Origin of the sequence: Alteromonas antoniana (assembly GCF_019249295.1) — a bacterium.
In the GTDB taxonomy this organism is placed as follows: Bacteria; Pseudomonadota; Gammaproteobacteria; order Enterobacterales; family Alteromonadaceae; genus Alteromonas; species Alteromonas antoniana.
On record NZ_JAESDH010000004.1, the window covers coordinates 59,335 to 80,189 of the forward strand.

At 50.0% G+C, this 20,855-nt stretch carries 17 protein-coding genes; 10 read left to right on the forward strand and 7 right to left on the reverse strand.

All coding sequences use genetic code 11. The annotated features are described in order from the left end of the window. Positions 1-3 precede the first annotated feature (3 nt). Positions 4-1,113 (forward strand): PilT/PilU family type 4a pilus ATPase, encoded by a 1,110-nt coding sequence (locus JKP77_RS04350; RefSeq protein ID WP_218309976.1) that lies wholly within the window; start codon positions 4-6, stop codon positions 1,111-1,113. A 202-nt stretch (positions 1,114-1,315) separates the two neighbouring features. Further along, complete coding sequence (locus JKP77_RS04355; protein WP_218309977.1) at positions 1,316-1,639, forward strand: putative signal transducing protein; 324 nt, start codon at positions 1,316-1,318, stop codon at positions 1,637-1,639. Positions 1,640-1,716: 77 nt separating this feature from the next. On the opposite strand, the gene ruvX is transcribed toward JKP77_RS04355, so the two are convergent. From ruvX to JKP77_RS04380, 5 genes are all read right to left on the reverse strand, one after another. Further along, entirely contained in the window at positions 1,717-2,148 is a 432-nt protein-coding gene (gene ruvX / locus JKP77_RS04360) for a Holliday junction resolvase RuvX (protein WP_218309978.1), read from the reverse strand. Further along, positions 2,141-2,707, reverse strand: coding sequence for a YqgE/AlgH family protein (locus JKP77_RS04365; protein ID WP_218309979.1), 567 nt, complete (start codon positions 2,705-2,707; stop codon positions 2,141-2,143). The genes ruvX and JKP77_RS04365 overlap by 8 nt, the downstream gene beginning before the upstream one ends. A 28-nt stretch (positions 2,708-2,735) precedes the next feature. Further along, positions 2,736-3,686: a glutathione synthase gene (gene gshB, locus JKP77_RS04370; protein ID WP_218309980.1), complete on the reverse strand. Its 951-nt coding sequence runs from the start codon at positions 3,684-3,686 to the stop codon at positions 2,736-2,738. Positions 3,687-4,056: 370 nt separating this feature from the next. Further along, positions 4,057-4,785, reverse strand: a complete 729-nt coding sequence (locus tag JKP77_RS04375; RefSeq protein WP_218309981.1) for a 16S rRNA (uracil(1498)-N(3))-methyltransferase — start codon at positions 4,783-4,785, stop codon at positions 4,057-4,059. A gap of 317 nt (positions 4,786-5,102) precedes the next feature. Next, positions 5,103-5,282, reverse strand: a complete 180-nt coding sequence (locus tag JKP77_RS04380) for a hypothetical protein (RefSeq protein WP_218309982.1) — start codon at positions 5,280-5,282, stop codon at positions 5,103-5,105. Positions 5,283-5,834: 552 nt separating this feature from the next. Here JKP77_RS04380 and JKP77_RS04385 point away from each other — a divergent pair. Continuing rightward, the gene (locus JKP77_RS04385; protein ID WP_218309983.1) at positions 5,835-6,689 is read left to right on the forward strand and encodes a mechanosensitive ion channel family protein; all 855 of its coding nucleotides are present in this window, start codon (positions 5,835-5,837) and stop codon (positions 6,687-6,689) included. A gap of 298 nt (positions 6,690-6,987) precedes the next feature. Here the strand turns inward: JKP77_RS04385 and JKP77_RS04390 are convergent, their stop codons facing one another. Further along, complete coding sequence (locus tag JKP77_RS04390; RefSeq protein WP_218309984.1) at positions 6,988-7,785, reverse strand: M48 family metallopeptidase; 798 nt, start codon at positions 7,783-7,785, stop codon at positions 6,988-6,990. Between the two features lie 394 nt (positions 7,786-8,179). Between JKP77_RS04390 and JKP77_RS04395 the strand changes: the two genes are divergently transcribed. The 5 genes from JKP77_RS04395 to prsR all read left to right on the forward strand — a co-directional run bounded on the left by JKP77_RS04395 (position 8,180) and on the right by prsR (position 15,626). After that, positions 8,180-8,680 carry a hypothetical protein gene (locus JKP77_RS04395; protein ID WP_218309985.1) on the forward strand — a complete coding sequence of 167 codons (501 nt, stop codon included), beginning with the start codon at positions 8,180-8,182 and terminating at the stop codon, positions 8,678-8,680. A gap of 318 nt (positions 8,681-8,998) precedes the next feature. Beyond that, positions 8,999-10,807, forward strand: coding sequence for a choice-of-anchor I family protein (locus JKP77_RS04400; RefSeq protein ID WP_218309986.1), 1,809 nt, complete (start codon positions 8,999-9,001; stop codon positions 10,805-10,807). A 204-nt stretch (positions 10,808-11,011) separates the two neighbouring features. Next, positions 11,012-12,136: a beta-ketoacyl-ACP synthase III gene (locus JKP77_RS04405; protein ID WP_218309987.1), complete on the forward strand. Its 1,125-nt coding sequence runs from the start codon at positions 11,012-11,014 to the stop codon at positions 12,134-12,136. Between the two features lie 54 nt (positions 12,137-12,190). After that, positions 12,191-14,218 (forward strand): XrtA/PEP-CTERM system histidine kinase PrsK, encoded by a 2,028-nt coding sequence (gene prsK / locus JKP77_RS04410; RefSeq protein ID WP_218309988.1) that lies wholly within the window; start codon positions 12,191-12,193, stop codon positions 14,216-14,218. A 46-nt stretch (positions 14,219-14,264) separates the two neighbouring features. Further along, the gene (gene prsR / locus JKP77_RS04415) at positions 14,265-15,626 is read left to right on the forward strand and encodes a PEP-CTERM-box response regulator transcription factor (protein WP_218309989.1); all 1,362 of its coding nucleotides are present in this window, start codon (positions 14,265-14,267) and stop codon (positions 15,624-15,626) included. A 196-nt stretch (positions 15,627-15,822) separates the two neighbouring features. Here prsR and JKP77_RS04420 read toward each other — a convergent pair whose 3' ends face one another. Then, positions 15,823-17,952, reverse strand: a complete 2,130-nt coding sequence (locus tag JKP77_RS04420) for a tetratricopeptide repeat-containing diguanylate cyclase (protein ID WP_218309990.1) — start codon at positions 17,950-17,952, stop codon at positions 15,823-15,825. A 527-nt stretch (positions 17,953-18,479) separates the two neighbouring features. Between JKP77_RS04420 and JKP77_RS04425 the strand changes: the two genes are divergently transcribed. Beyond that, positions 18,480-19,220, forward strand: a complete 741-nt coding sequence (locus JKP77_RS04425) for a glutathione peroxidase (RefSeq protein ID WP_218309991.1) — start codon at positions 18,480-18,482, stop codon at positions 19,218-19,220. 592 nt (positions 19,221-19,812) lie between these two features. Beyond that, entirely contained in the window at positions 19,813-20,838 is a 1,026-nt protein-coding gene (locus JKP77_RS04430; RefSeq protein WP_420840040.1) for an alpha/beta hydrolase, read from the forward strand. The last annotated feature ends 17 nt before the right edge of the window (positions 20,839-20,855 follow it).

Consider the following 20,855-nt stretch of genomic DNA (forward strand, 5'->3'; position numbering starts at 1 on the left):
ACCATGTTGGATACGTTTTTAGAACAAATGGTATCGCAGTCTGCTTCTGACCTTTTTGTGACTGCCGGGTTTCCGGTGAGCGCGAAAATCAACGGTAAGCTAACGCCGCTGACAGATATGCCGTTGTCGGAAGAGGAGGCTCTATCGCTGGTACATGAATCGATGAGCGAGAAGCAGCAGAATGAGTTTCACAACAGCCGGGAATGTAACTTTGCTATCGCGCGGGATGGGGTAGGGCGCTTTCGTTGCTCCGCATTCTGGCAGCGCGATCAGGCGGGTATGGTCATTCGTCGCATCGTCACGCAGATCCCGCGAGTCGATGATCTCGGACTGCCGCCAGTGTTGAAAGATATCATCATGTCCAAACGTGGCCTGGTATTGTTTGTGGGGGGAACCGGAACCGGTAAATCGACCTCACTGGCAGCACTGATTGGTCACAGAAACCAGAATTCTCACGGGCATATCCTTACCATTGAAGACCCCATCGAATTCGTCCATGAGCATCGCAATTGCGTAATTACCCAACGGGAAGTCGGGCTGGATACTCAGACCTTTGACGACGCATTGAAAAGCTCACTACGTCAGGCCCCGGACGTGATCCTGATTGGTGAAATCCGTTCTATGGAAACCATGGAATATGCCATGTCGTTTGCCGACACGGGCCATTTATGTGTGGCAACACTGCACGCCAACAACGCGAATCAGGCCATTGAACGTATTATGCACCTGGCGCCGAAAGATCAGCACGACAAACTGCGCTTCGATTTAAGTCTGAACATCCGTGCTATCGTGGCGCAGCAACTGGTGCCAACCCGCGATGGAAAGGGACGGGTAGCAGCGATTGAGATCTTGCTTAATTCGCCGTTGGTGACAGACCTCATTCAGCGCAATGAAATTGGCAGCCTGAAAGAAGCGATGAAAAAGGGCAAGGAGATGGGCATGCAGAGCTTTGACATGGCGCTGTATGACCTGTACAAAGCCGGCAAAATCGAGCTGGATCAGGCGCTGCACCATGCCGATTCTCCGAACGATCTGCGCTTGATGATTAAACTGGATACTAATGAAGGATCAAGCCTGGGAACGCTATCAGACGTTTCTATCGACATGGATTAATACCAGTCTGTTGATGTTTGGTGTACGAGTTTTGAGCAATTTACGCGCATTGCGGGCAAGACACAGGGATTGTGGTTTAGTATGACATGGCGAATGACGAGCAATGTAGCGCAAAATGCGCTTAGGAATCACCTACAGGGCAGCGACTTGCAAACGGTTCGCTGCAAAAATGAACACCCAACGTCAGCAGGCCCTAAGTAGTATGCGAAAGCTTTACGCTTCAGAAGACCGCTTTTTATTTCAGTCTGTGCGCAGCGAACTGGATGTCAGAGATATCCCTTATCTGGTGAAAAACGAGTTTGCCAGTGGCGCGATAGGCGAGCTGCCCTGGCAGGACAGCCAGCAGGAAATCTGGATAGTCGATGAAAACTGGTTTCCGAGAGCACAGGCAGTATTGGCATCGCTGCCGACGCCCGCTTCATCATCCATCGATAGTGGGCCATGGCAATGTACTGAGTGCAAAGAGATCAACGGCGAGGCGTTTGAGGTGTGCTGGCAGTGTGAGCAGCCTCGCACGGAGGCCTGACAGCGAAAAGCAAATCTGTGTGGTTCGTGAAGCCGTTTGCGTTGCCAGAAATAAATCAGTGACAGCGGTAATTACGCTTAAACGTATTGCTGCTCTATCCACGCATTAAAAATGACGCAGGCAGAAACACTGTCTATTTTTTCTTTAGTGAGCTTTTTATACCCGCCTAGTTCAAACAAGATAGCTTTCGCGTCGGCGGTGGATAAGCGCTCATCGCAGGTTTCTACCTTAATCCGAAAACGTCCGTGTAGTCGATTCGCAAATTTTCTGGCACGCTGCGTCATGTCCTGCTCGGTACCATCCATATTTAAAGGAAGCCCGACTATGACAATGTCAGGTTGCCACTCCTGATAAAGCTGTTCAATCTTGTCCCAGTCCGGAATACCGTCGCGCGCTTTGAGGGCGGCTAACGGCGATGCGGTTCCTATCACTTCCTGACCCACCGCGACCCCGATACTTTTGGTGCCAAAATCAAATGTCAAAACGGTACGCTGACCTGTCTCAGGCATGCCCGACTCCCGGCGCCAGTTGCCAAACATCGATACCGAGCTTATTGACGGCAGCCTGCCATTTTTCGTGGATCGGCGTCTTGAATAATATTTCTTCGTCCGCCTCAATCGTCAGCCAGGCATTTTCTTGCATCTCTTTTTCCAGCTGCCCGGCGGTCCAACCAGCATAGCCTAATGCGATTATGGACTCATCAGGTCCTTGTTGCGTGCCAATGGCTGACAGAATATCTTTTGACGTTGTTACCATGATCCCCGGGGCAAGCGCCAGGCTTGAAGACCAGCCGGACTGGTCAGTATGAAGTACGAACCCGCGCTCCTGACTTACCGGGCCTCCGGCCAGGATAATCTTTTCCGCGTTTTCGTCGGCAACAGTGATGTCTTTGTCTGTCTGCTCAAGCAATTGTTTTAGTGTCATCGTTGAGGGTTGGTTAATAACCAGGCCCATCGCGCCTTCTGCGTTATGCTCACAAATATACGTAAGCGAACGCGAGAAATACGCGTCATCCAGTGACGGCGTTGCAATCAGAAAATGGTTTTGCAGACTCTTTAATTCAGTCATATTTCACCTTATACCTTCAGCTATCCAGTCAGGCGGCAAGTTTGCGTTCAATGGCATCAAATAGCATGGCCATAATATTTATATCGTAGTGACCTTCTATTTCTCTTACGCATGTGGGGCTGGTAATGTTTATTTCTGTGATCCGCTCACCAATAACATCCAGACCAACAAATAAAATATTGTTCTCTTTCAGCATCGGGGCGATGGTCTCGGCCAGCGCTCTGTCGCTGTCGCTGATTGGCTGCGGCCTGCCTGTACCGCCAGCAGCAAGATTACCGCGGGTTTCGCCTTTGCCGGGTAATCTGGCAAGACAGTAGGGCACTACCTCACCGTCGACAATTAACACCCGTTTGTCGCCATCTTTAATTTCCGGAAGATACTCCTGCACCATCATATAGCGTTTGCCATGTTGAGTGAGTGTTTCTATTACTACGCCCAGATTATTGCCATCGGGCTTAATTCTGAAAATCGATGCACCACCCATTCCGTCCAGCGGCTTACAGATGATGTCCTGATGTTGGGCGTGAAAATCGCGGACTATCGCCGCACTGCTGGTTACTACCGTGTGGGGAATTTGCTCGGGAAACCATGAAGTAAACAGCTTTTCGTTAAAATCACGCAGCGCCTGAGGGTTGTTAACCACCAATGCGCCTTCGTCCTGAGCCAGCGACAACATGTGTGTAGCATACAGGAATTCGCTGTCAAAAGGCGGATCCTTGCGCATCATCAGTACATTGATGTCGCCAAGCGGTCTGATTTGAGGCTCTCCCAGCGTGTAAAAATTATCGCTCTGATCCACTACCGACACACTTCTTGCCCGCGCCATAGGGCGGCCGTTATCGAGAAACAAATCACCCATTTCAAGATAGAGCAATTCGCAACCTCGTCGCTGCGCCTCAAGCATCATGGCAAAACTGGTGTCCTTGTGTGGCTTAATGTTTGCGATGGGATCCATCACAATCCCTACGGAATACGTCATGTCACTGCTCTCTGTATTGAAAGTCTCGTTACCGCGGCAGGAGTTGCACGCCGGTGAGTCGCTGGATTGAAGGTTGTTTATCTACACGGACAAATCAGGCGTGTTTACCTGCCGGTAGCACGGAGATTACCGTTACATCTCTTTGATAATTCTAACTATGGCGTTGATCTTAGGAAAATCAACCTGCCCGAAGGTCAAATATTGTTGCGGTTGACTGCTCAGACGATCAGTTGCTGTTGCGCAGCGGCACACCACAGAGTGAGTACGTTATTGCCAAACGAAGTATAACGCCGCAACGTGCGGCGAACCTGGAGCCGGCATTACCGGCAGCGTCTGTGATTTGATGTGCGCGGCACTCGTACCAACAATGTCAGATATCGCCGTGTTGCGCCTGAAGAATACTTAAACTGGCAAGTGCTGCGGTTTCTGTGCGTAGCACTCTGGGGCCCAGGCTGACAGACGTAAAACCTGTCTCATTGGCCTGATGTATTTCCTGTTCTGAGAGGCCGCCTTCAGGACCAATTAACAGACGAAAACCTTTTGTCTGATAGGGTTGTCTTGCCAGTGGTTTTTCCGCCCCCGGTGCGAGTACCAGCCTGGCAGCATCGGTGGAGATTGCCATCCAGCTGGCAAGCGGTGTAGGCGGGTGAAGTACAGGTATGGTGTTGCGGCCGCACTGCTCGCATGCGCCGATGATGATCTTCTGCCACTGCATATGTTTCTTTTGCCAGCGTTTTTCATCCAGTTTTACTGCGCAACGTTCGGTAAGTAATGGCGTGATCTCAGTGACGCCAAGCTCAACACTTTTCTGTAGCACCACATCCATTCTGTCGCCTTTAGATACGCCCTGACCTAAATGAATAGGTAGCGGTGACTCTTTATCCAGAGCCAGTGCGGCGTCGGCTTCTACAATAACCTGCTTGCGGCTGACACTAATCAACTGCGCGCTGTATTCATTGCCGTCTCCATTGAACAACACGACCGGATGATTGGCTTTTAACCTGAGAACATTGGCAACGTGATGAGCAGCATCGTCGTCTAACGGAAATTCTTCATCCAGGGTAATGTGGCCGGAGTGGTAGATTCTTGGAATGCGCATGACAGGTGTATTGGTGGCTTCGGAGGTGCGCGTATGATACCAAGTTGATGCGTGATGTATAGATGGCTACAGCGATCAGAGAGATAATGCAGTAGCGAATCAGTAAATTTCGGTGCCAGGGGAAATCCGGATAAGTCTGTGGCGACTCACCGGGTCGTTGCGTTTACCGTTGCAAAGCAGCAGTGAGTGGTAGCCGTTTTTCCACCAGGAGCATTTCTTTCAATCGCTGTATTGAATTGCGGAAAGCGCGGTTGTAGGGATAGCCGTTTTCTTAGGGAGGGGAGGATGGTAGCCAGGAACGCCCGGCTACCACAAAGTTAGTTTACCTGTAGGGTAGTATCAGTGTCTTCGGTGAGACGGGCTATCGGCAGCGTCTGCCGGTTAGCTTCAGGTTTACCCTTACCTCTGGCATAAACCGTATTCTGGCCTCTATCTTTCGTTAACGCGAATGCCAGTAGCAAAAGCACGATCACGAATAACACAGTTAAAAATAACATTTTCAAATCCTTTAAAAATATTAGCTGGAACCGCAAAAGTCTTGACCATTACAACTGTCAACATGCATGCTTCACTGCAGCAACAACGACAATTGATGTAGATGTATGACCAAATAATAATGGTTTTCTCTACGTCGTGAAAAGACGCTGCATAATGATAGCGTAAAACGGTAATTTTTCCAGCCTATCTCATTCAAAAGTACGAAAGAACTCGGTGATATCGGGCAGGTATATCCGACGGCAATGAGACTACCTGCGCTTCATGACAGACATGTTACGGTAGTGCGACAATTTATAGCGTCCTTACCAGCAACTGACTTTCAGGGGGATGCGTTTCTACGCCGGTTCACCGGTAAAATAATCCGCTGGCAATATCACGTCTTTACATCAAGCGGGCTGCTGCTTATTGATATTTCTGTTCACAATTTGATTATCCAGAACCTTGCCATGCATTGGTATGACCTCTAAGTTGCAAAAAGTCATTGGTTACACTCATAATTGCTGATAATTTAAAAAAACTTCTACCCCCCATCACAACTTCAAGGAACCGTTATGGAAGAGAGCCTCTCGCTATTTTCTGCTGAAGATATAGAACGCTATGTAAATGAATATGCCATCCCATGGGGAATAAACATTGCCATGGCGCTGATTATATTCATTGTTGGTCGTATTGTTATCGGACTGCTGTTGAGTGTTTTCCGCCGTCTTATGGCGAAATCAAAATATGATCAGATGCTGATTGATTTCCTGGAGTCAATTATCAGCGCGGTGCTGATGCTGTTCGTAATTGTAGCGTCGCTGGACGAACTGGGCGTGGATACCACCTCATTAGTCGCTATATTGGGTGCTGCGGGTCTGGCGATTGGTTTGTCATTGCAGGATTCACTGAAGAACTTTGCTGCCGGCGTGATGCTGCTTGTCTTCAAGCCGTTCAGAGCGGGCAATTTCGTGGAAGCTGCCGGTACGGCGGGCTCAGTTCAGAAAATCGGTATTTTTACTACCACGATGACCACGCCTGACAATAAAGAAATCATTATTCCTAATGGTAAAATCTACAGCGATAACATTACTAATTACTCTGCGAAAGAAACTCGCCGTGTAGACATGGTTGTGGGCATTGGTTACGACTCTGACTTGTTGAAAGCCAAGCAAATTTTGCTTGAGATGTGTGAAGCCGATGAGCGTATTCTGGATGAACCGGCGCCGGTTGTCGCGGTGTCTGAACTGGCTGATAGCAGCGTCAACTTCACTGTTCGCCCCTGGGTGAATGCAGCTGACTTCTTTGCAGTCAAATGGGATTTCACGGAAAAAGTGAAACTTCGTTTTGATGAGGAAGACATTACCATTCCGTTCCCACAAATGGATGTGCATTTTCATAAGGATGAGGAACAAAGCGAAAGCAAGTAATCGCGAAATCCATCCTGAAAATAAAAACGCCACACTATAGTGGCGTTTTTATTGTCTGATACCAGCCCGTCGTGCTGTCTGTTAGTGTCAGGGAAGGCGACAGAGTATTGTCGGTTTGGGCGATGATGGCTTACCACACTGTTGACATAAAATGAGATGCAATCAGGCTGAGTACGAAAACAAAAGCCGTTGTCATCAGAAAAGACGGCGTGCCTGGAGATTCAGATGAGAGACTTGCCTGCCAGTCGGGAAATCAGTTTCAGACACCGGTGGCAGGCAAGAAGGAAAAAACTCGTAGCTATCGGCAATCCGGGCGACGCGACGTGGCCTGATAGTCAGCCATGGCGGAATTCATGTTTGCCTGCAGGTTACTGATACGTGAGTCCGGGGCCGGGTGAGTAGACAGCAATTCTGGCGGACGTTGGCCTGCGCTGGCTGCATCCATGTTTTGCCACAAGTTCACGGACTGACGGGGGTCAAAGCCTGCCTGGGCCATCAATGCCAGACCAATGAGGTCGGCCTCCGATTCATGGGTTCTGCTAAAGGGCAGTTGTACACCAACCTGAACGCCCAGTCCGATGGCCGCCATGATGGGGCCGGTCTGCGAGACTTCATTCGCGGCCAGAACCTGTCCCACCGCCTGTGTTCCCATATTAATAAGTGTGCTTTGAGACATGCGCTCATTGCCGTGTTCAGCAATTACATGGCCAATCTCATGGCCAATAACAGCGGCTAGCTGATGCTGGTTTTCTGCGACATTGAGCAAACCGGTGTATACACCGATTTTACCGCCAGGCAGCGCAAAGGCATTAACCTGTTCATCATCAAACACGACGACTTCCCACTGGCCACTATATACATTTTGCGGAACCAGGGCCGTAAGCGTATCAGCAACACATTCTACATAACGGTTTTGTACCGGCTTGTCAGAGATTTTCAGCTCTTCTTTCATGCCACTGAATGCCTGAGTTCCCATCTCGCTGAGTTGTTGGTCAGAAAAAAGTAACACCTGATTGCGACCTGTCGGTGACGTGGCGCAGGCGGCTATCGTGAGTGAGATAGTAGCGGCAATAGCGGCTGTGATCCTGGATTTCATGGTAATGGTCCTTCTCCTTGAAGTCGTCTCTGAGTGCAGCGTGTAAACCCACTCGAGCTAATTTTTTTAGCCTGGCTGGCAGGTAGCCAGATGCGTTATATGTATACCAATTTAGTTGTAGTCGTGATCACCTGCCGTTAAGGCAGACTGATCGGTTTCACGCATCGCCACAAAGGCAAAATGAGATTGCAACAATCTGTAACACCTTATATTACACTACGAAATGCAGGAAAAAGGTATCCTTACCGCTTATGTAATTTGGAGTGGACTAGAGCCTGATGTTTTTACGGCACAGAACATCGCGCTTTGAAAGCGAATCCACAGTGCAATTAAGCCTGCATTCAGTTTTGTCCGCGCAAAGTGACTGCAGGAAATAGGGAAGAAGGAAAGAAAAGTGAAATCGTATTTAAAAAAATCCACATGGAGCGCAGCCATTGCGGTTCTGTTACTGTCCGGACTAAGTGGATGTGCCAGCAAAGATGCGCTTCCGGAACATGCAAAAAATCAGTTTGTCACTGAGTTTTACGCTTATGTGGGATATGTAAAAGAAGTTGAGTTCAAATCTTATGTCGGGGAGGCCACGCTGGGCGGCGCGGCGATCGGCGCACTGGAAGCGGTAGACGGCAACAGTGACGAGATGTTTGTTGCCGCCCTCATTGGCGGTGCTATTGCCGGTATTTTTACCGCTGCTGTTGAAGGTAACAGAACCGGCTATGAGTATGCGTTAAACGCCATTGACGGCGACAGAGTGCTGGCAATTGTTGAGGACAGCGATGCAGTGACCGGTGACTGCGTATTGGTGAGGGTGGCTGGTGATGTTTTTATTACACCTGTCGATCATGCTGAATGTGAAGACCCTTACCTGTACGACTATGTGCCGGAAACAACACAATAATCCTATCCAGGTTTCTGTGGAGATAACCTCGACAGTGTCACAGCTTAATAAGGCTGTCCCTGTTACCGGTGTTAATTCGACACGGGATATCCTTGTCCCGTAAATCTATGGTTTCGATGATTGTTTATAAGCTGTTGCATAGTATGAGAAATCGGACAAGTTTTGGCCTTTGCTAATTTAATATTTGTGTCATAAACTGGCTCTACATTAATTCAGCGTGATCCTCAAATCACGTGTTCTCGCTGACTATACCGCTGTCAATATTCGTTGCTGTGGTTAGGTAATGATAGAAAAACGAAAATTGAAAAAGGAAAGCAAATGGCCGCCCACAACAAGTTTAAATATGGATTTCTCGCCCTACTAATTTCTGCAGCTCTCACCGGTTGTGGCCTTGACGGTGACGATGGTGCACAAGGCGAACAGGGACCTGCTGGCCCGCAAGGCGAACAGGGTGAACCTGGTCAGGATGGTTCTGACGGCACAGATGGTCAGGATGCGTCACTGGGTGTTTCTATGGATATCGTCGCGCGCAGTTTCCTGGGGGCGCAGGGTGCGGCTGAAATCGTACAGTTCCATGCCGGCACACAAACTATTTATGCTACCAATGGCGCCAATAACACGATAGCGGTGATTGCGGCATCTACGTTACCAACAGAAGCGATGGTAGACCCCATCAACACGACCAACCTGACCGCAACCAGTATTACTCTGCCTGCCGACGTGGACGGCGTGACGCTTGGCAGTCTGACGAGCATCGCTGTTAGCGGCGATCTGATGGCTGTCGCGGTACCTGCTGCAACGAAAACCGACAATGGCTACGTGCTGTTCTACAACGGCCTTGATGCAAGCGCACCAGCTTATCTGGATGCCGTCGAGGTGGGTGCTCTGCCAGATATGGTGACGTTCACGCCGGATGGCGGCAAAGTACTGGTAGCGAACGAAGGCGAGCCCAGCAATGACTACACAGTCGATCCTGAAGGCTCGGTCTCTGTTATCGATATTCTGGCCAGCAATGAACCTGCTGAATCTGCGCAAATGGTTGATTTCACAGCCTACAATGGCATGGAAGCTGAGCTAATGGCGCAGGGCATGATGTTCCCTAATCCTGCAGGCCGCACGATCAATGGTGTAGCCATCACCGCGACTGTTGCTCAGGACTTAGAGCCAGAATACATTACCACTACCAACGATACTGCTTACATCACGCTTCAGGAAAATAACGGCGTTGCCGTTCTGGACCTGGAAGAACTGACGGTAGAAGTGATTGGTCTGGGAGTGAAAGACTGGTCAGATTACAGTATTGACGTCCAGGAAGATGGCATGGTCGGCTTTGGCCAGTATGAAGGCCTGTATGGCGTCTACCAGCCAGACACGATCTCGCATTATTCATGGAAAGGGGCGACGTTCCTGATCACGGCTAATGAGGGTGATGCGCGTGAGTATATTTTCGCTGCGGATGACGAAGCTGCATGTCTCGCTGCCGGTGGTCTGGAGTTCGATGAAGGCGACTGCCTGGCTTACACCGACGAAGTGAAAGTGGAAGATTTGACGGCCGAAGCCGGCTCAATGCTGGAAGACCTGCAGATGAACGGCGAAGCGAATGATCTGCGTGTAACGACCGGAATGGGGGATGCAGATGGTGATGGTGAGTATGATGCTGCTTACACCTATGGCGCTCGCTCTTTCACTATCTGGGATCAAAACGGTCTGGTTGTGTTTGATTCTGGCGATGACCTTGAGCGCATTACCGCGTCTGTTCACGGTGCGCAGTTTAACAATGGCGATGATGAAAACGAAGGTGACTCTCGCTCAGAGAACAAAGGCCCTGAGCCAGAAGCCGTTACGGTTGGTAAGATTGGCGATCGTACTTACGCATTTGTAGGTACAGAGCGCATGGGTGGTATTTTTGTTTACGATATTACCAACCCTTATGATGTCCAGTTTGCCGAATACGCCATTAACCGCAACCTGACAGAAGGTTTGACTGCTGGCGATGTTATTGGCGATTTGGCACCGGAAAGCCTGGTGTTTGTCAGTGCCGAAGACAGCCCGTCAGACATGCCGCTACTGCTGATCGGTAACGAAGTAAGCGGAACGGTATCGGTGTGGCAAATCACGGTTAACTAACCTTCCGCACAATACAGATAAAAACGGCGCCCTCGGCGCCGTTTTTGTTTTCATGACTTTTGCTGCGCAAAAGGCTAAGCTAAGGGCACGATAACAGTCTGCTTTTGAAGCTAAGCAGGACTGCGAAAAGGGAGTTGCCTGAAAGGCTCCCCGGACTGCGTAAAACGCAGCCAATCTACCCATTAAAATGAAAAGAGTAATCAAATGTCGCAGCAGATTGTGATAAGCGGAGTAGGGATATGGACTCCGGAACACAGCATTACCAATGAGGAACTGGTAGACAGTTATAACGCCTGGGTTGACGCTTACAATGACGACAACAAGCAGGCCATAGAGGCTGGTGAGATCGACGCCAAGCCCTACTCCAGTGCAGAGTTCATCGAAAAAGCGTCAGGCATAAAACAGCGCTATATTTATCAGAAAGCGGGGGCGCTGGATATTGATCGAATGCGTCCGCTGATTGACGACAGACCGGATGATGCGTTGTCGCACCAGGCAGAAATTGCGCTGGCCGCGGCGAAAAAAGCATTATCCGCGGCAAATAAAGACGCCAGCGATGTCGATGCCGTCATCGTGTCCTGTGCTTACACGCAGCGTGCGTATCCGGCTATCGCGATAGAGGTGCAGGAAGCGCTCGGTATAGAAGGCTTTGCGTTTGATATGCTGGTTGCGTGTTCTGCTGCCACCTTCGGGATGCATCGCGCCTACGAGATGTTGTGTGCAGGCAATGCGAAATGTGTACTGGTTATCAATCCCGAATTGGTGTCACCGCAAATCAATTATACCGACCGTGACAGCCACTTTATCTTTGGTGATGTGGCTACCGCCACCGTACTGGAACATGCAGAAACGGCCAATGCCGAACACGTTTACGATGTATTGAGCACCAAAGCCGTTACTAAATATTCGAGCAATATCCGTTCAAACTTTGGGTATATGACACGCGCTCAGGATGTGGATCCTTACGGCCCGGACAAATTGTTTCATCAGGCTGGGAGACGCGTGTTCAAAGATGTATGTCCGATGGCAGCAGATCATCTTAGTGAACACATTGAGCGTCACAACCTGACGGCGTCAGATATCAGGCGCTGGTGGCTGCATCAGGCTAATATCAATATGAATACGCTGATCTGCAAAAAACTTCTGGGGCGGGACGCAACTGCGGATGAAGCACCGATAGTGCTGGATGAATACGCGAATACGGCATCTGCCGGCTCGGTCATTGCCTTTGGTCTGAATCATGAAGATCTGGTGAAAGGCGATGTCGGCGTATTGTGTTCATTCGGTGCTGGTTATTCTATCGGAAGCCTGGTAATTCAGAAGCGCTGACAATAATCAGAGTTCACAGTGACAGTGCGCTGTGTGTGGTAGTAAAGGGAATCTATGATTGCGGATATAGGATACGGATTAAACAGCCTGGCCTATCTGGTGTTGTTGTTATTGCTGTTTACCGTACGTAAGTCCGGCCTGGCAAAATATCTGCTGGTTCTCGCCACAATGACCACCATGGGGTGGTCTCTGAGTATGGTGTCTACGGTTTTCGGACCGCTGACTCTAACCGGGTTGCTGACAGCCGACGCCATTAAACAACTGGTGTGGCTGCTATTTCTGGCCAGTTGTCTGCAGGATAACTTTGATGATATATGGCAGGTGCTAAAGCGCCCGGCAACCCTGTTTATCCTTATCCCCCCTGTGGTGACCCTTTTACTTCCCAATCTGGTGCCGTTGGCACCAGCATGGCGCTTTTTGCTACAAACGGTGCTGGCACTGGAAGTGCTCATCCTGCTTGAAGTTATGTACCGTCAGTCGGGGAATAATCAATGGGCCTATAAACCATTGGTGCTGTATCTGGGGGCTACGCACCTGTTTGAGTTTGTGACCTATGCCAATGCCACCATGGTTAGCCAGATTGAAGTCGGATACATCGCCGCCCGGGGATATATTTATCTGTTACTAATGCCACTGCTTATTGTGGCAATCCGGCGAATCAAGCACTGGGGCGTTGATATTTTTATTTCCCGCGATGTAGTGCTGCACAGCTCATTGTTGCTGGTGGCCGGCGCCTATCTGTTTGTGATGGCGCTGATTGGTTACGTTATCAACTATCTGGGCGGGAACTGGGGGGCGACGGTACAGATCATTCTTATCGCCCTGTCACTGGTCCTGTTAATCACGCTTTTCCTATCCAATGCCTTTCGCACTCGGGTAAAGGTGTTTATCACCAAACACTTCTTTGCTAACCAGTATGACTATCGGGTTGAGTGGGTAAAGCTCACGCGGGCCCTGTCATCCACATCAAATGACTCGGTAACGGTTTACCAGAATGCACTTCAGGCCATGCTTGGGGCAATAAATTATGACGAGGGGCGGCTGGTAAAAGTGACCAACGGCGAGTTCGATGAAATCGCCAATGTTAATGCGCAGCCGCTTAGTGACAAAGAGAGGCAGGTGCTGTCGTCTCTGACCAAATACTGTGCGCAAACCAACTGGCTGATTGATATTGACGAATATCAGATAACCCCGTTCAATTATGAAAATCTGGTGCTGGATCGCGGCGCTATTCGCGACTGTCAGTTTCAAATTGTCCTTCCCTTTTTCCGCGACGATGCTGTCTGGGGTTTTGCGTTACTCGATGCTGGCGAGAAAGAAGCCGTCTCGCTGAACTGGGAGGTGCGCGACTACCTGACAGCGGTGACCGATCAGGTTGCGACATTTGTATATCACCATGAGGCCGCCAGAGCGGTAGCTGAGAACGCGCAGTTTGCGGCGTTTAACCGCATGTCAGCATTTGTGTTGCACGATTTGAAAAACGTGCTTGCCCAAATCGACCTGATACTGGCGAATGCGGAGCAGCACAAAGATAATCCTGAGTTTATTGAAGATACCTTTGAAACGCTGCATCATACCAAAGCGCGAATGGATAAAATGTTGCGCCAGCTGACAGAGAAAAAGGTGGAAGAAGCAGGCCGGGATGAGGCGCAGATGCTATCTGGTCTCATCCAGAATGTCATTGATACGCGTTGTCAGAGTTATCAGCCAACACCCGTGATGCACTGCACTGAAGAGTCGGCGGTAGTGGTTGATCCGGATAAACTGGCTAACGTGATGTATCATCTGATCAGTAACGCGCAGCAGGCCACCGACGACAGTGGTAAGGTGGAAATTCTGCTGCATGTGGACCATGCCAGTCATCGCCAGCTGGTGATGATAGAAGATACCGGTTGTGGCATGGACAAAGCCTTCATAGAAAACCGGTTATTCACCCCTTTTGATACCACGAAAGGGAATGCCGGAATGGGCATTGGTGCGTATGACGCAAAAAATTACATGGAGTCAATCGGCGGTAAATTATCGGTACAGAGTCAGCCAGGCAAGGGAAGTTGTTTTACCCTGGCATTCCCTCTGGATTAGTTCGCAGGTTGAATAAGAATAAGTACATAGCATTGGAACTAGGCGTATGACAGACACCATTCTTGTCGTTGACGACGATTTGGGGATTCAGAAACAATTAAAGTGGAGCCTGACCGATTACGACGTTGTGTTTGCAGATGATCGTGCATCGGCCATTGCGCAGTTACGACGGCATGAACCCAAGGTTGTCACACTTGATTTGGGGTTGCCCCCGGATCCTGCTAATGCGTCAGAAGGGTTAAAGGCGCTGGAAGAAATTATCGCTTTGGCACCACGCACAAAAGTGATTGTGGTAACGGGCAATAATGATAAAGAGAATGCGCTTAAGGCAATTGATCTCGGTGCTTATGATTTTTATCAGAAGCCTATCGATTCTGACACCATCAAGCTACTTATCAACCGCGCGCTTAACTTATCGAAACTTGAGCAGGAAAATCGTGTTCTGGCAAAGACTCGCCCGGGTATGGGGCGGATCATTGGCAACAGCGATGCTATCCAGGCGGTGGTGCGAAAAGCCGAAAAAATCGCAGGCACGGATATAAGCACGTTGCTGTTAGGAGAGAGTGGTACCGGTAAAGAGGTATTTGCCCGCAGTATCCACGAGCACAGCCCGCGCAAAGATAAGCCGTTTGTCGCCATTAACTGTGCCTCTATTCCTGAAAACCTGCTTGAAAGTGAACTTTTCGGCTACGAAAAAGGTGCTTTTACCGGTGCTAACAAAACCACGTTAGGGAAAATCGAAACCGCACAGGGTGGCACGCTGTTCTTAGATGAAATTGGTGATATGCCTATCGGTCTTCAGGCCAAAATGTTGCGATTCCTGCAGGAGCGGGTTATCGAGCGGGTCGGCGGGCGCAGTGAAATTCCGGTCGATATCCGGGTAATTTGTGCCACGCACCGCGACTTACAGAACATGGTCGCTGAAGAATCTTTCCGTGAGGATTTGTACTACCGGATTGGCGAAATCCCGATTAATATCCCACCGCTGCGGGACCGCGATCAGGATATTATTTTGCTGGCCCGAACGTTTCTGAATATGTATCGGGAAGAGTTTAACGCCAAAGCCAAAACGTTTTCCGAGAGCGCAATACAGGCGATGCTGGCGCATAAATGGCCGGGTAACATCAGGGAGATGCAAAACAAGCTGAAATCCGCCGTTATCATGGCAGAGGGAACCGTTGTGCAGGCCGATGATCTGGGTCTTATGCCAGTTAGTGGTGAGACAGAAACAGAAACGCTTAACCTGCGCGAAGTGCGTGAAATGGCTGAGAGCCGGGCTATCAGAAGAGCGTATCAGACAGCGGACAAAAACATGTCAAAAACCGCTGAGCTGTTGGGCGTGACCCGTCCTACGCTTTACTCACTGATTGATAAATATCAGATGGAAGACATCAAAACGGGCGTGTAACGCCCGTTTTCCCTAGTAAGAGCAGTTACAGAAGTAACGTCGGTTCTGGTTCGCGGACGTTAACTGGCGGCAATGCGCCTGTAAATCCTGCCCCGACCATCTTGTAGACGATTTTCTTTTAGTCTCACTATGGTTGAGCATGAACAATCCCGGTAAGCGTGGGCAGGTTTTACGGTATTTATTTTGCTTTTTCCGGCTATTCGTCCGGCCAAACAATGCTGGCTACGTTATTTAATGAGGTGGCCAGTTGCGTGTCAGTAAGCCCGAATTTCTTTTCCAGAGGTGATGGTGCCTGCTTCACTTCAGCTGACTCTGTCGCTTCAAGAATACCCACCCAACTGTCTCTGCCGGATAGCTTCGCGGCATACAGGCAGTAATCCATCATGGCAAATGTTCGTTGCCAGTCGTACTCATAGGGGCGCGACGTATCCAGCGGGAGAGAACAAAAGCCGATGCTACAGGTAGCCTGAACATGTTGGCCTTCTCCTAAGTCAAACTGCTGCTGACGCACCGCGACGCGAAAGCGTTCTGCCAGTCCGGCCATATCCTGACGGTTGGCATGACGACAAATCACCAGAAACTCTTCTCCTCCCCAGCGAATGAGCAAATCTGTTTGCCTGAACACTTCATGGATCACGCGGGTAAATTGAATGAGGAAGCGATCGCCAGCCAAGTGGCCGTATTCATCATTGATCTGCTTGAAATAATCGATATCCAGCAAGAAGCACAGCAAGTCGCTGTTTGATGGCTGGGATTCAATGTTATTTGCATAGGCATGCTGGCAGCGCTGTATTTCTCCCGGTAGCTGGGTTTCCAGGTAATGCCGGTTGTACAGGCCTGTCAGGGGATCACGCAGACTGACCTGCTCCAGCGTACGATAGGCTTCTTCTAACTGATTATTCTTTTGCTCAAGCTCTTTCGTGCGACTTCTGACTTCACGTTTCAACGTGATGGTAAGCTGACGCTGGCTAAAGCGACTCCACAGCAAAAATATCAGCAATAAAAAGGCAACGAGACTACCTAAAAATAAGGTGGTCCTCAGGTTTTTCTGCTCAGCTCTGGCCAGCTCGATGGCTTTGTTCTTACGCAACAGCTCAATAGACTGAGCTTGCCTTTCCACTTCAAGCTCGCTTTGAATTTGGGCCATCGTCATTGCGCTATTGCGATCTATCATCATGGTTTCAAGACGATTTTTTCTGGATAGTGAATCAAACGCTTTTTCATAGTCGCCGATGGCAGTATACAGCGACACTTTGACATCTAGCAGTTCTACCTGCGTTTTCAGCTCGTCGCGTTTTTCCGCTTCTTTCAGTCCGTTGTTAGCGTGGATAAGTGCAATATCCAAATCGTTAAGTTTGAGAAATGCACGCGCCAGAGCCAGCCGGATATGGGTAGCCAACTGCTCGAAGCCGTTTTGGGTCGCGCGCAGTAGCGCGTCGTTCAAATGATGCAGGCCTTCACCGGAGTTACCCAGCGCCAGTTCCACTTCACCCAGTGTCGACAGCGCCCAATCGTGATCGCGCGGTGCGCCCAGCGACTCAAACAGTTCAATGGCACGGTTGAGGTGAGTACGGGCATCCTCGTAGCGCTGCATATTGAGGTATAACTCGCCGAGGTTGCTGTGGCCTTTAGCTATACGCTGACTTTGCTCAAGCTGTTCGCTGATTGCCAGAGCATCTTTGAGGTAGGCTTCAGCATCGCCATATTGCTCCATATCGGCATAAATATCGCCGATATGGGTCAGACTCTCGCTGACAGAGGCCAGTGCGTTTTCTGATCGCAAAGTGCCTAATGCTAACTGCAGGGATTCCAGGGCCGGTTCGAACTGACCTAACGACTTGAGTACTACCCCAATTTTGAGGTGCTGTTCAGCCACACCGGAGCGGTCAGCAAGAGACTGGTAAATTGATTGCGAACGGTACAAGTAATCAAGCGCATCAGCGTACTGTGCCTGATAGCGATAGTTCTCCCCGAGGTCGGCAAGCAAAACGGCGATTTGCGGGAGCATTTCTTCGCGGGTGTAAATTTCCAGTGCGCTGTTAAACGCCCGCTCAGCAAGGTCATAGCGGTTTTGTAACGATGAGATGTGGCCGAGCTGGTGAAATGCGGCGGCAATGTCAGCCTGGTGATTTTCACCACGGGCTTTTTCCAGCAGTACCAGCGCTGCAGCCTCGGCCTGCGGCAGTTTTCCTTCATGCTGCAACGTTGCGATAGTGACAAGCTGGTCTCGGGTGGAGTCTGAGCTTACCTCCCTGATGATCTCCTGCCGTGCAATGCTGCAAGTGCTGAGAAGAAGCAGGAGGCTACCGAGAAGGCGAACGAGCATAGTGGTTCCGTAGTTGTCGTATCGTTTAGTATTGTAAGCATTGTCAAAGCGGCATGCGGTTCACCTGACAGCAACAGACGCTTGTATAAGAAGACAGGCTGAAAGCCTGCTTTCGCCATCCGGGCAAAGCCTGTCAGGCACAAGACATTATTGAGTAGTAGCCGGTGAGCCGGGTAACCTTGGAGCCTGCCTTTACTTTCCTGACAGCAGGTTAACAACGACATTCTACTGTCAGTCTTTAGCGTACCATTGTCCACAATATTCGCGTAAAAAAAAGCCACAAAAATGCGTGATAAGTATGAGGTGTGAAACGCAGGTATGCCAATGTGCATGCCCGTTGCACAAGTTTACCGAACAGACTCTGGTTATCGTCGTGGCGGTAATTTCCGGTAATGTGGTAACCGACCGTCATCAACGGGGAGCAAACCTTTCACTGAATTAATCATATCAGAAAGAGAAAACACTGCTTTTCCTCACTATAGTCGCTATGCTGTGAAGGTAAATTAACTGGAAAAAAGGATACAACGATGAGCGAAGAACGATTTCCAAATCACGAAGGCAAGCGGGTACCGGATGTCACATTTGCCATTCGCGAAGGCGACAACTGGGTAAGCAAAAAGACCAGCGACCTGTTTGCGGGCAAAAACGTTGTGGTGTTTTCTTTACCGGGCGCTTTCACTCCGACGTGTTCTTCTACACACCTGCCACGCTATAACGAGCTGGCGAAGGTTTTCAAAAAGCATGGTGTTGATGACATTGTCTGTGTGTCAGTGAACGATACCTTTGTTATGAATGCCTGGGGGCTGAATCAGGAAGCGGCGAATATTACTTTACTGCCCGACGGTAACGGCTTGTTTACTGAAGGGATGGGCATGCTGGTTGATAAATCAGACTTAGGCTTTGGCAAGCGCAGCTGGCGCTATTCCATGCTGGTAAAAGATGGCGTGGTTGAGAAAATGTTCATTGAGCCCGATCTTCCTGGCGACCCGTTTGAAGTATCTGACGCAGATACAATGCTTAACTATATTGCGCCGGAAGCAGAGGCGCAGGAGTCGGTATCGGTGATAACAAAACCGGGATGTCCACATTGTGCTCGTGCGAAGTCGTTGCTGGCAGAAAAAGGCATCGATTTTGAAGAAATCGTGCTGGGTCGCGATGCGACGCTGACTTCCCTTACCGCTATTAGCGGTCGCACAACCGTACCTCAGATCTTTATGGGAGGTAAGCATATTGGCGGTGCCGACGATCTCGAGTCCTATTTCGCCTGAATGGGATAAGTCAGATACGCTTTGAGTCAGTCTGCGGTCGCCCGGGCTAGTAGCCTGTACATCGCGGCCTGTAGGCGGCTTATCCGGATCCGGCTAACAACGTGTCGGGGTTTGTCTCTGAGCGACGCATGACAGGTCCTGCGTCGCTGCATACACAGTCAAACTCTCGATGGTAGCTGGCAGTGAATAGCGACTGCCTGGTTCCAGCTTAAGCGGTGGTCTGTCACGCATTATCTGCTGCGCGTCAGAACTCCGCGAGTCTGATACCCGCATATCCATCTTGTTACTCCACATCTGCTATTGATTACGTTGCAGAAATTTACCGTATCCGTGTTATCCCCTTACCCTGGTCTTTGCTTTTTCAAAAGTAAAGGTGACCAGACCCTCAGAAGGGCTCACGATGCCGCATATTGTTCGCTTAGGCGCAATGAAAGTTTGCGTCGGGCAGTGCCGTAAAGGTGAACGTTCAGCTGTGCGTAAGAAGGCTACGCCCTGGCTCGCTGACATTTTCCCGGACCATGCTACACTGGCGGTCTAAAAAACGCGTAGGTGCAACCTTGCCTTACTACTATTACCGCAATAAGGAGTCGATGTGCGGAGCTTAAGTATTTTCCTGGCCCTGGCCGGCCTGTTTTCCGTTCCTGTTTCTGCCGCGCCTGATGCCGCAATGGACCAGTTTGCTGCACTGTATGAGGCTGAGTTAGGCAAGATACAGCCTTGCCGTGAGCCAAAACTGAACCAGTTTAAGGTGTGCTCACCGCTGCTTCGAAGCGAAGGCAACGCCCCTTTCATCCTTTACGGCGATCAGCCCACCGATAAGGTAGCAGTATTGGTCCACGGGTTAAGTGACTCCCCGTTTTTTATGCGCGAAATAGCCCGTATTGTGCATGACCAGGGCTATACCGTACTGGTGCCACTCTTGCCGGGCCACGGTCTGCGCGAAGCGGATGAGGATATGGAAGACTGGGATCTTGCGGAGCGCTGGCAGTCGCATGTAGATGATGTAATGGCTATCGCACAATCGATGGGTAGCACTGTGATTGCCGGAGGATTTTCCACCGGCGGTGCGCTGGTCGTGCAGCAGGCACTGGATGAGCCTGCAAGCCTGGATGCCGTGATGTTGTTTTCAGGCGCTCTGGCGCTAAGTGAAAATGCAGAGAGCATGTCGCGTATCTGGGGGATAAAGCTGTTGGCCAGAGTGATTGATGGCAGCTACGTGACACATGGTCCTAACCCCTACAAGTATCCGTCGGTAGCCGGGTTTGCCGGACTTGAACTGATGGACATTATTGATGATATCCGTGATCAGCTGGAGGCGGGAAAAAAACTCGATGTGCCGTTGTTTGCAGCTCATTCTCAGGCTGACAATACCACGCCAATCTCCGGCGTTGAAAACCTGATGGCGCACGCAGAAGGTGATAATACTTTCTTTGTCATTGATGAAAGTTACCAGCTTTGTCATGCAGATCTGGTGGTGAATTCACCATTGTTGATGGAGATGCGTTTTAACCGCACGCTGGTAAATGAAACCGAAGAGTGTGCTGTTCCCAAAGCCAATCCATTATTCCGCCAAATGCAGATGATGCTGGAAAGCTTCCTGCAAACCAGTATCCGGTAACAACGCCCCACTGATGC

Bases quoted from the DNA above. Each gene is read 5' to 3' on its own strand.
- JKP77_RS04420 (WP_218309990.1), bottom strand. From the start codon at position 17,952: ATGCTCGTTCGCCTTCTCGGTAGCCTCCTGCTTCTTCTCAGCACTTGC.
- prsR (WP_218309989.1), top strand. From the start codon at position 14,265: ATGACAGACACCATTCTTGTCGTTGACGACGATTTGGGGATTCAGAAA.
- JKP77_RS04365 (WP_218309979.1), bottom strand. From the start codon at position 2,707: ATGACTGAATTAAAGAGTCTGCAAAACCATTTTCTGATTGCAACGCCG.
- JKP77_RS04405 (WP_218309987.1), top strand. From the start codon at position 11,012: ATGTCGCAGCAGATTGTGATAAGCGGAGTAGGGATATGGACTCCGGAA.
- gshB (WP_218309980.1), bottom strand. From the start codon at position 3,686: ATGACGTATTCCGTAGGGATTGTGATGGATCCCATCGCAAACATTAAG.
- JKP77_RS04350 (WP_218309976.1), top strand. From the start codon at position 4: ATGTTGGATACGTTTTTAGAACAAATGGTATCGCAGTCTGCTTCTGAC.
- JKP77_RS04375 (WP_218309981.1), bottom strand. From the start codon at position 4,785: ATGCGCATTCCAAGAATCTACCACTCCGGCCACATTACCCTGGATGAA.
- JKP77_RS04390 (WP_218309984.1), bottom strand. From the start codon at position 7,785: ATGAAATCCAGGATCACAGCCGCTATTGCCGCTACTATCTCACTCACG.
- JKP77_RS04380 (WP_218309982.1), bottom strand. From the start codon at position 5,282: ATGTTATTTTTAACTGTGTTATTCGTGATCGTGCTTTTGCTACTGGCA.
- JKP77_RS04385 (WP_218309983.1), top strand. From the start codon at position 5,835: ATGGAAGAGAGCCTCTCGCTATTTTCTGCTGAAGATATAGAACGCTAT.
- JKP77_RS04355 (WP_218309977.1), top strand. From the start codon at position 1,316: ATGCGAAAGCTTTACGCTTCAGAAGACCGCTTTTTATTTCAGTCTGTG.
- prsK (WP_218309988.1), top strand. From the start codon at position 12,191: ATGATTGCGGATATAGGATACGGATTAAACAGCCTGGCCTATCTGGTG.
- JKP77_RS04425 (WP_218309991.1), top strand. From the start codon at position 18,480: ATGAGCGAAGAACGATTTCCAAATCACGAAGGCAAGCGGGTACCGGAT.
- JKP77_RS04400 (WP_218309986.1), top strand. From the start codon at position 8,999: ATGGCCGCCCACAACAAGTTTAAATATGGATTTCTCGCCCTACTAATT.
- ruvX (WP_218309978.1), bottom strand. From the start codon at position 2,148: ATGCCTGAGACAGGTCAGCGTACCGTTTTGACATTTGATTTTGGCACC.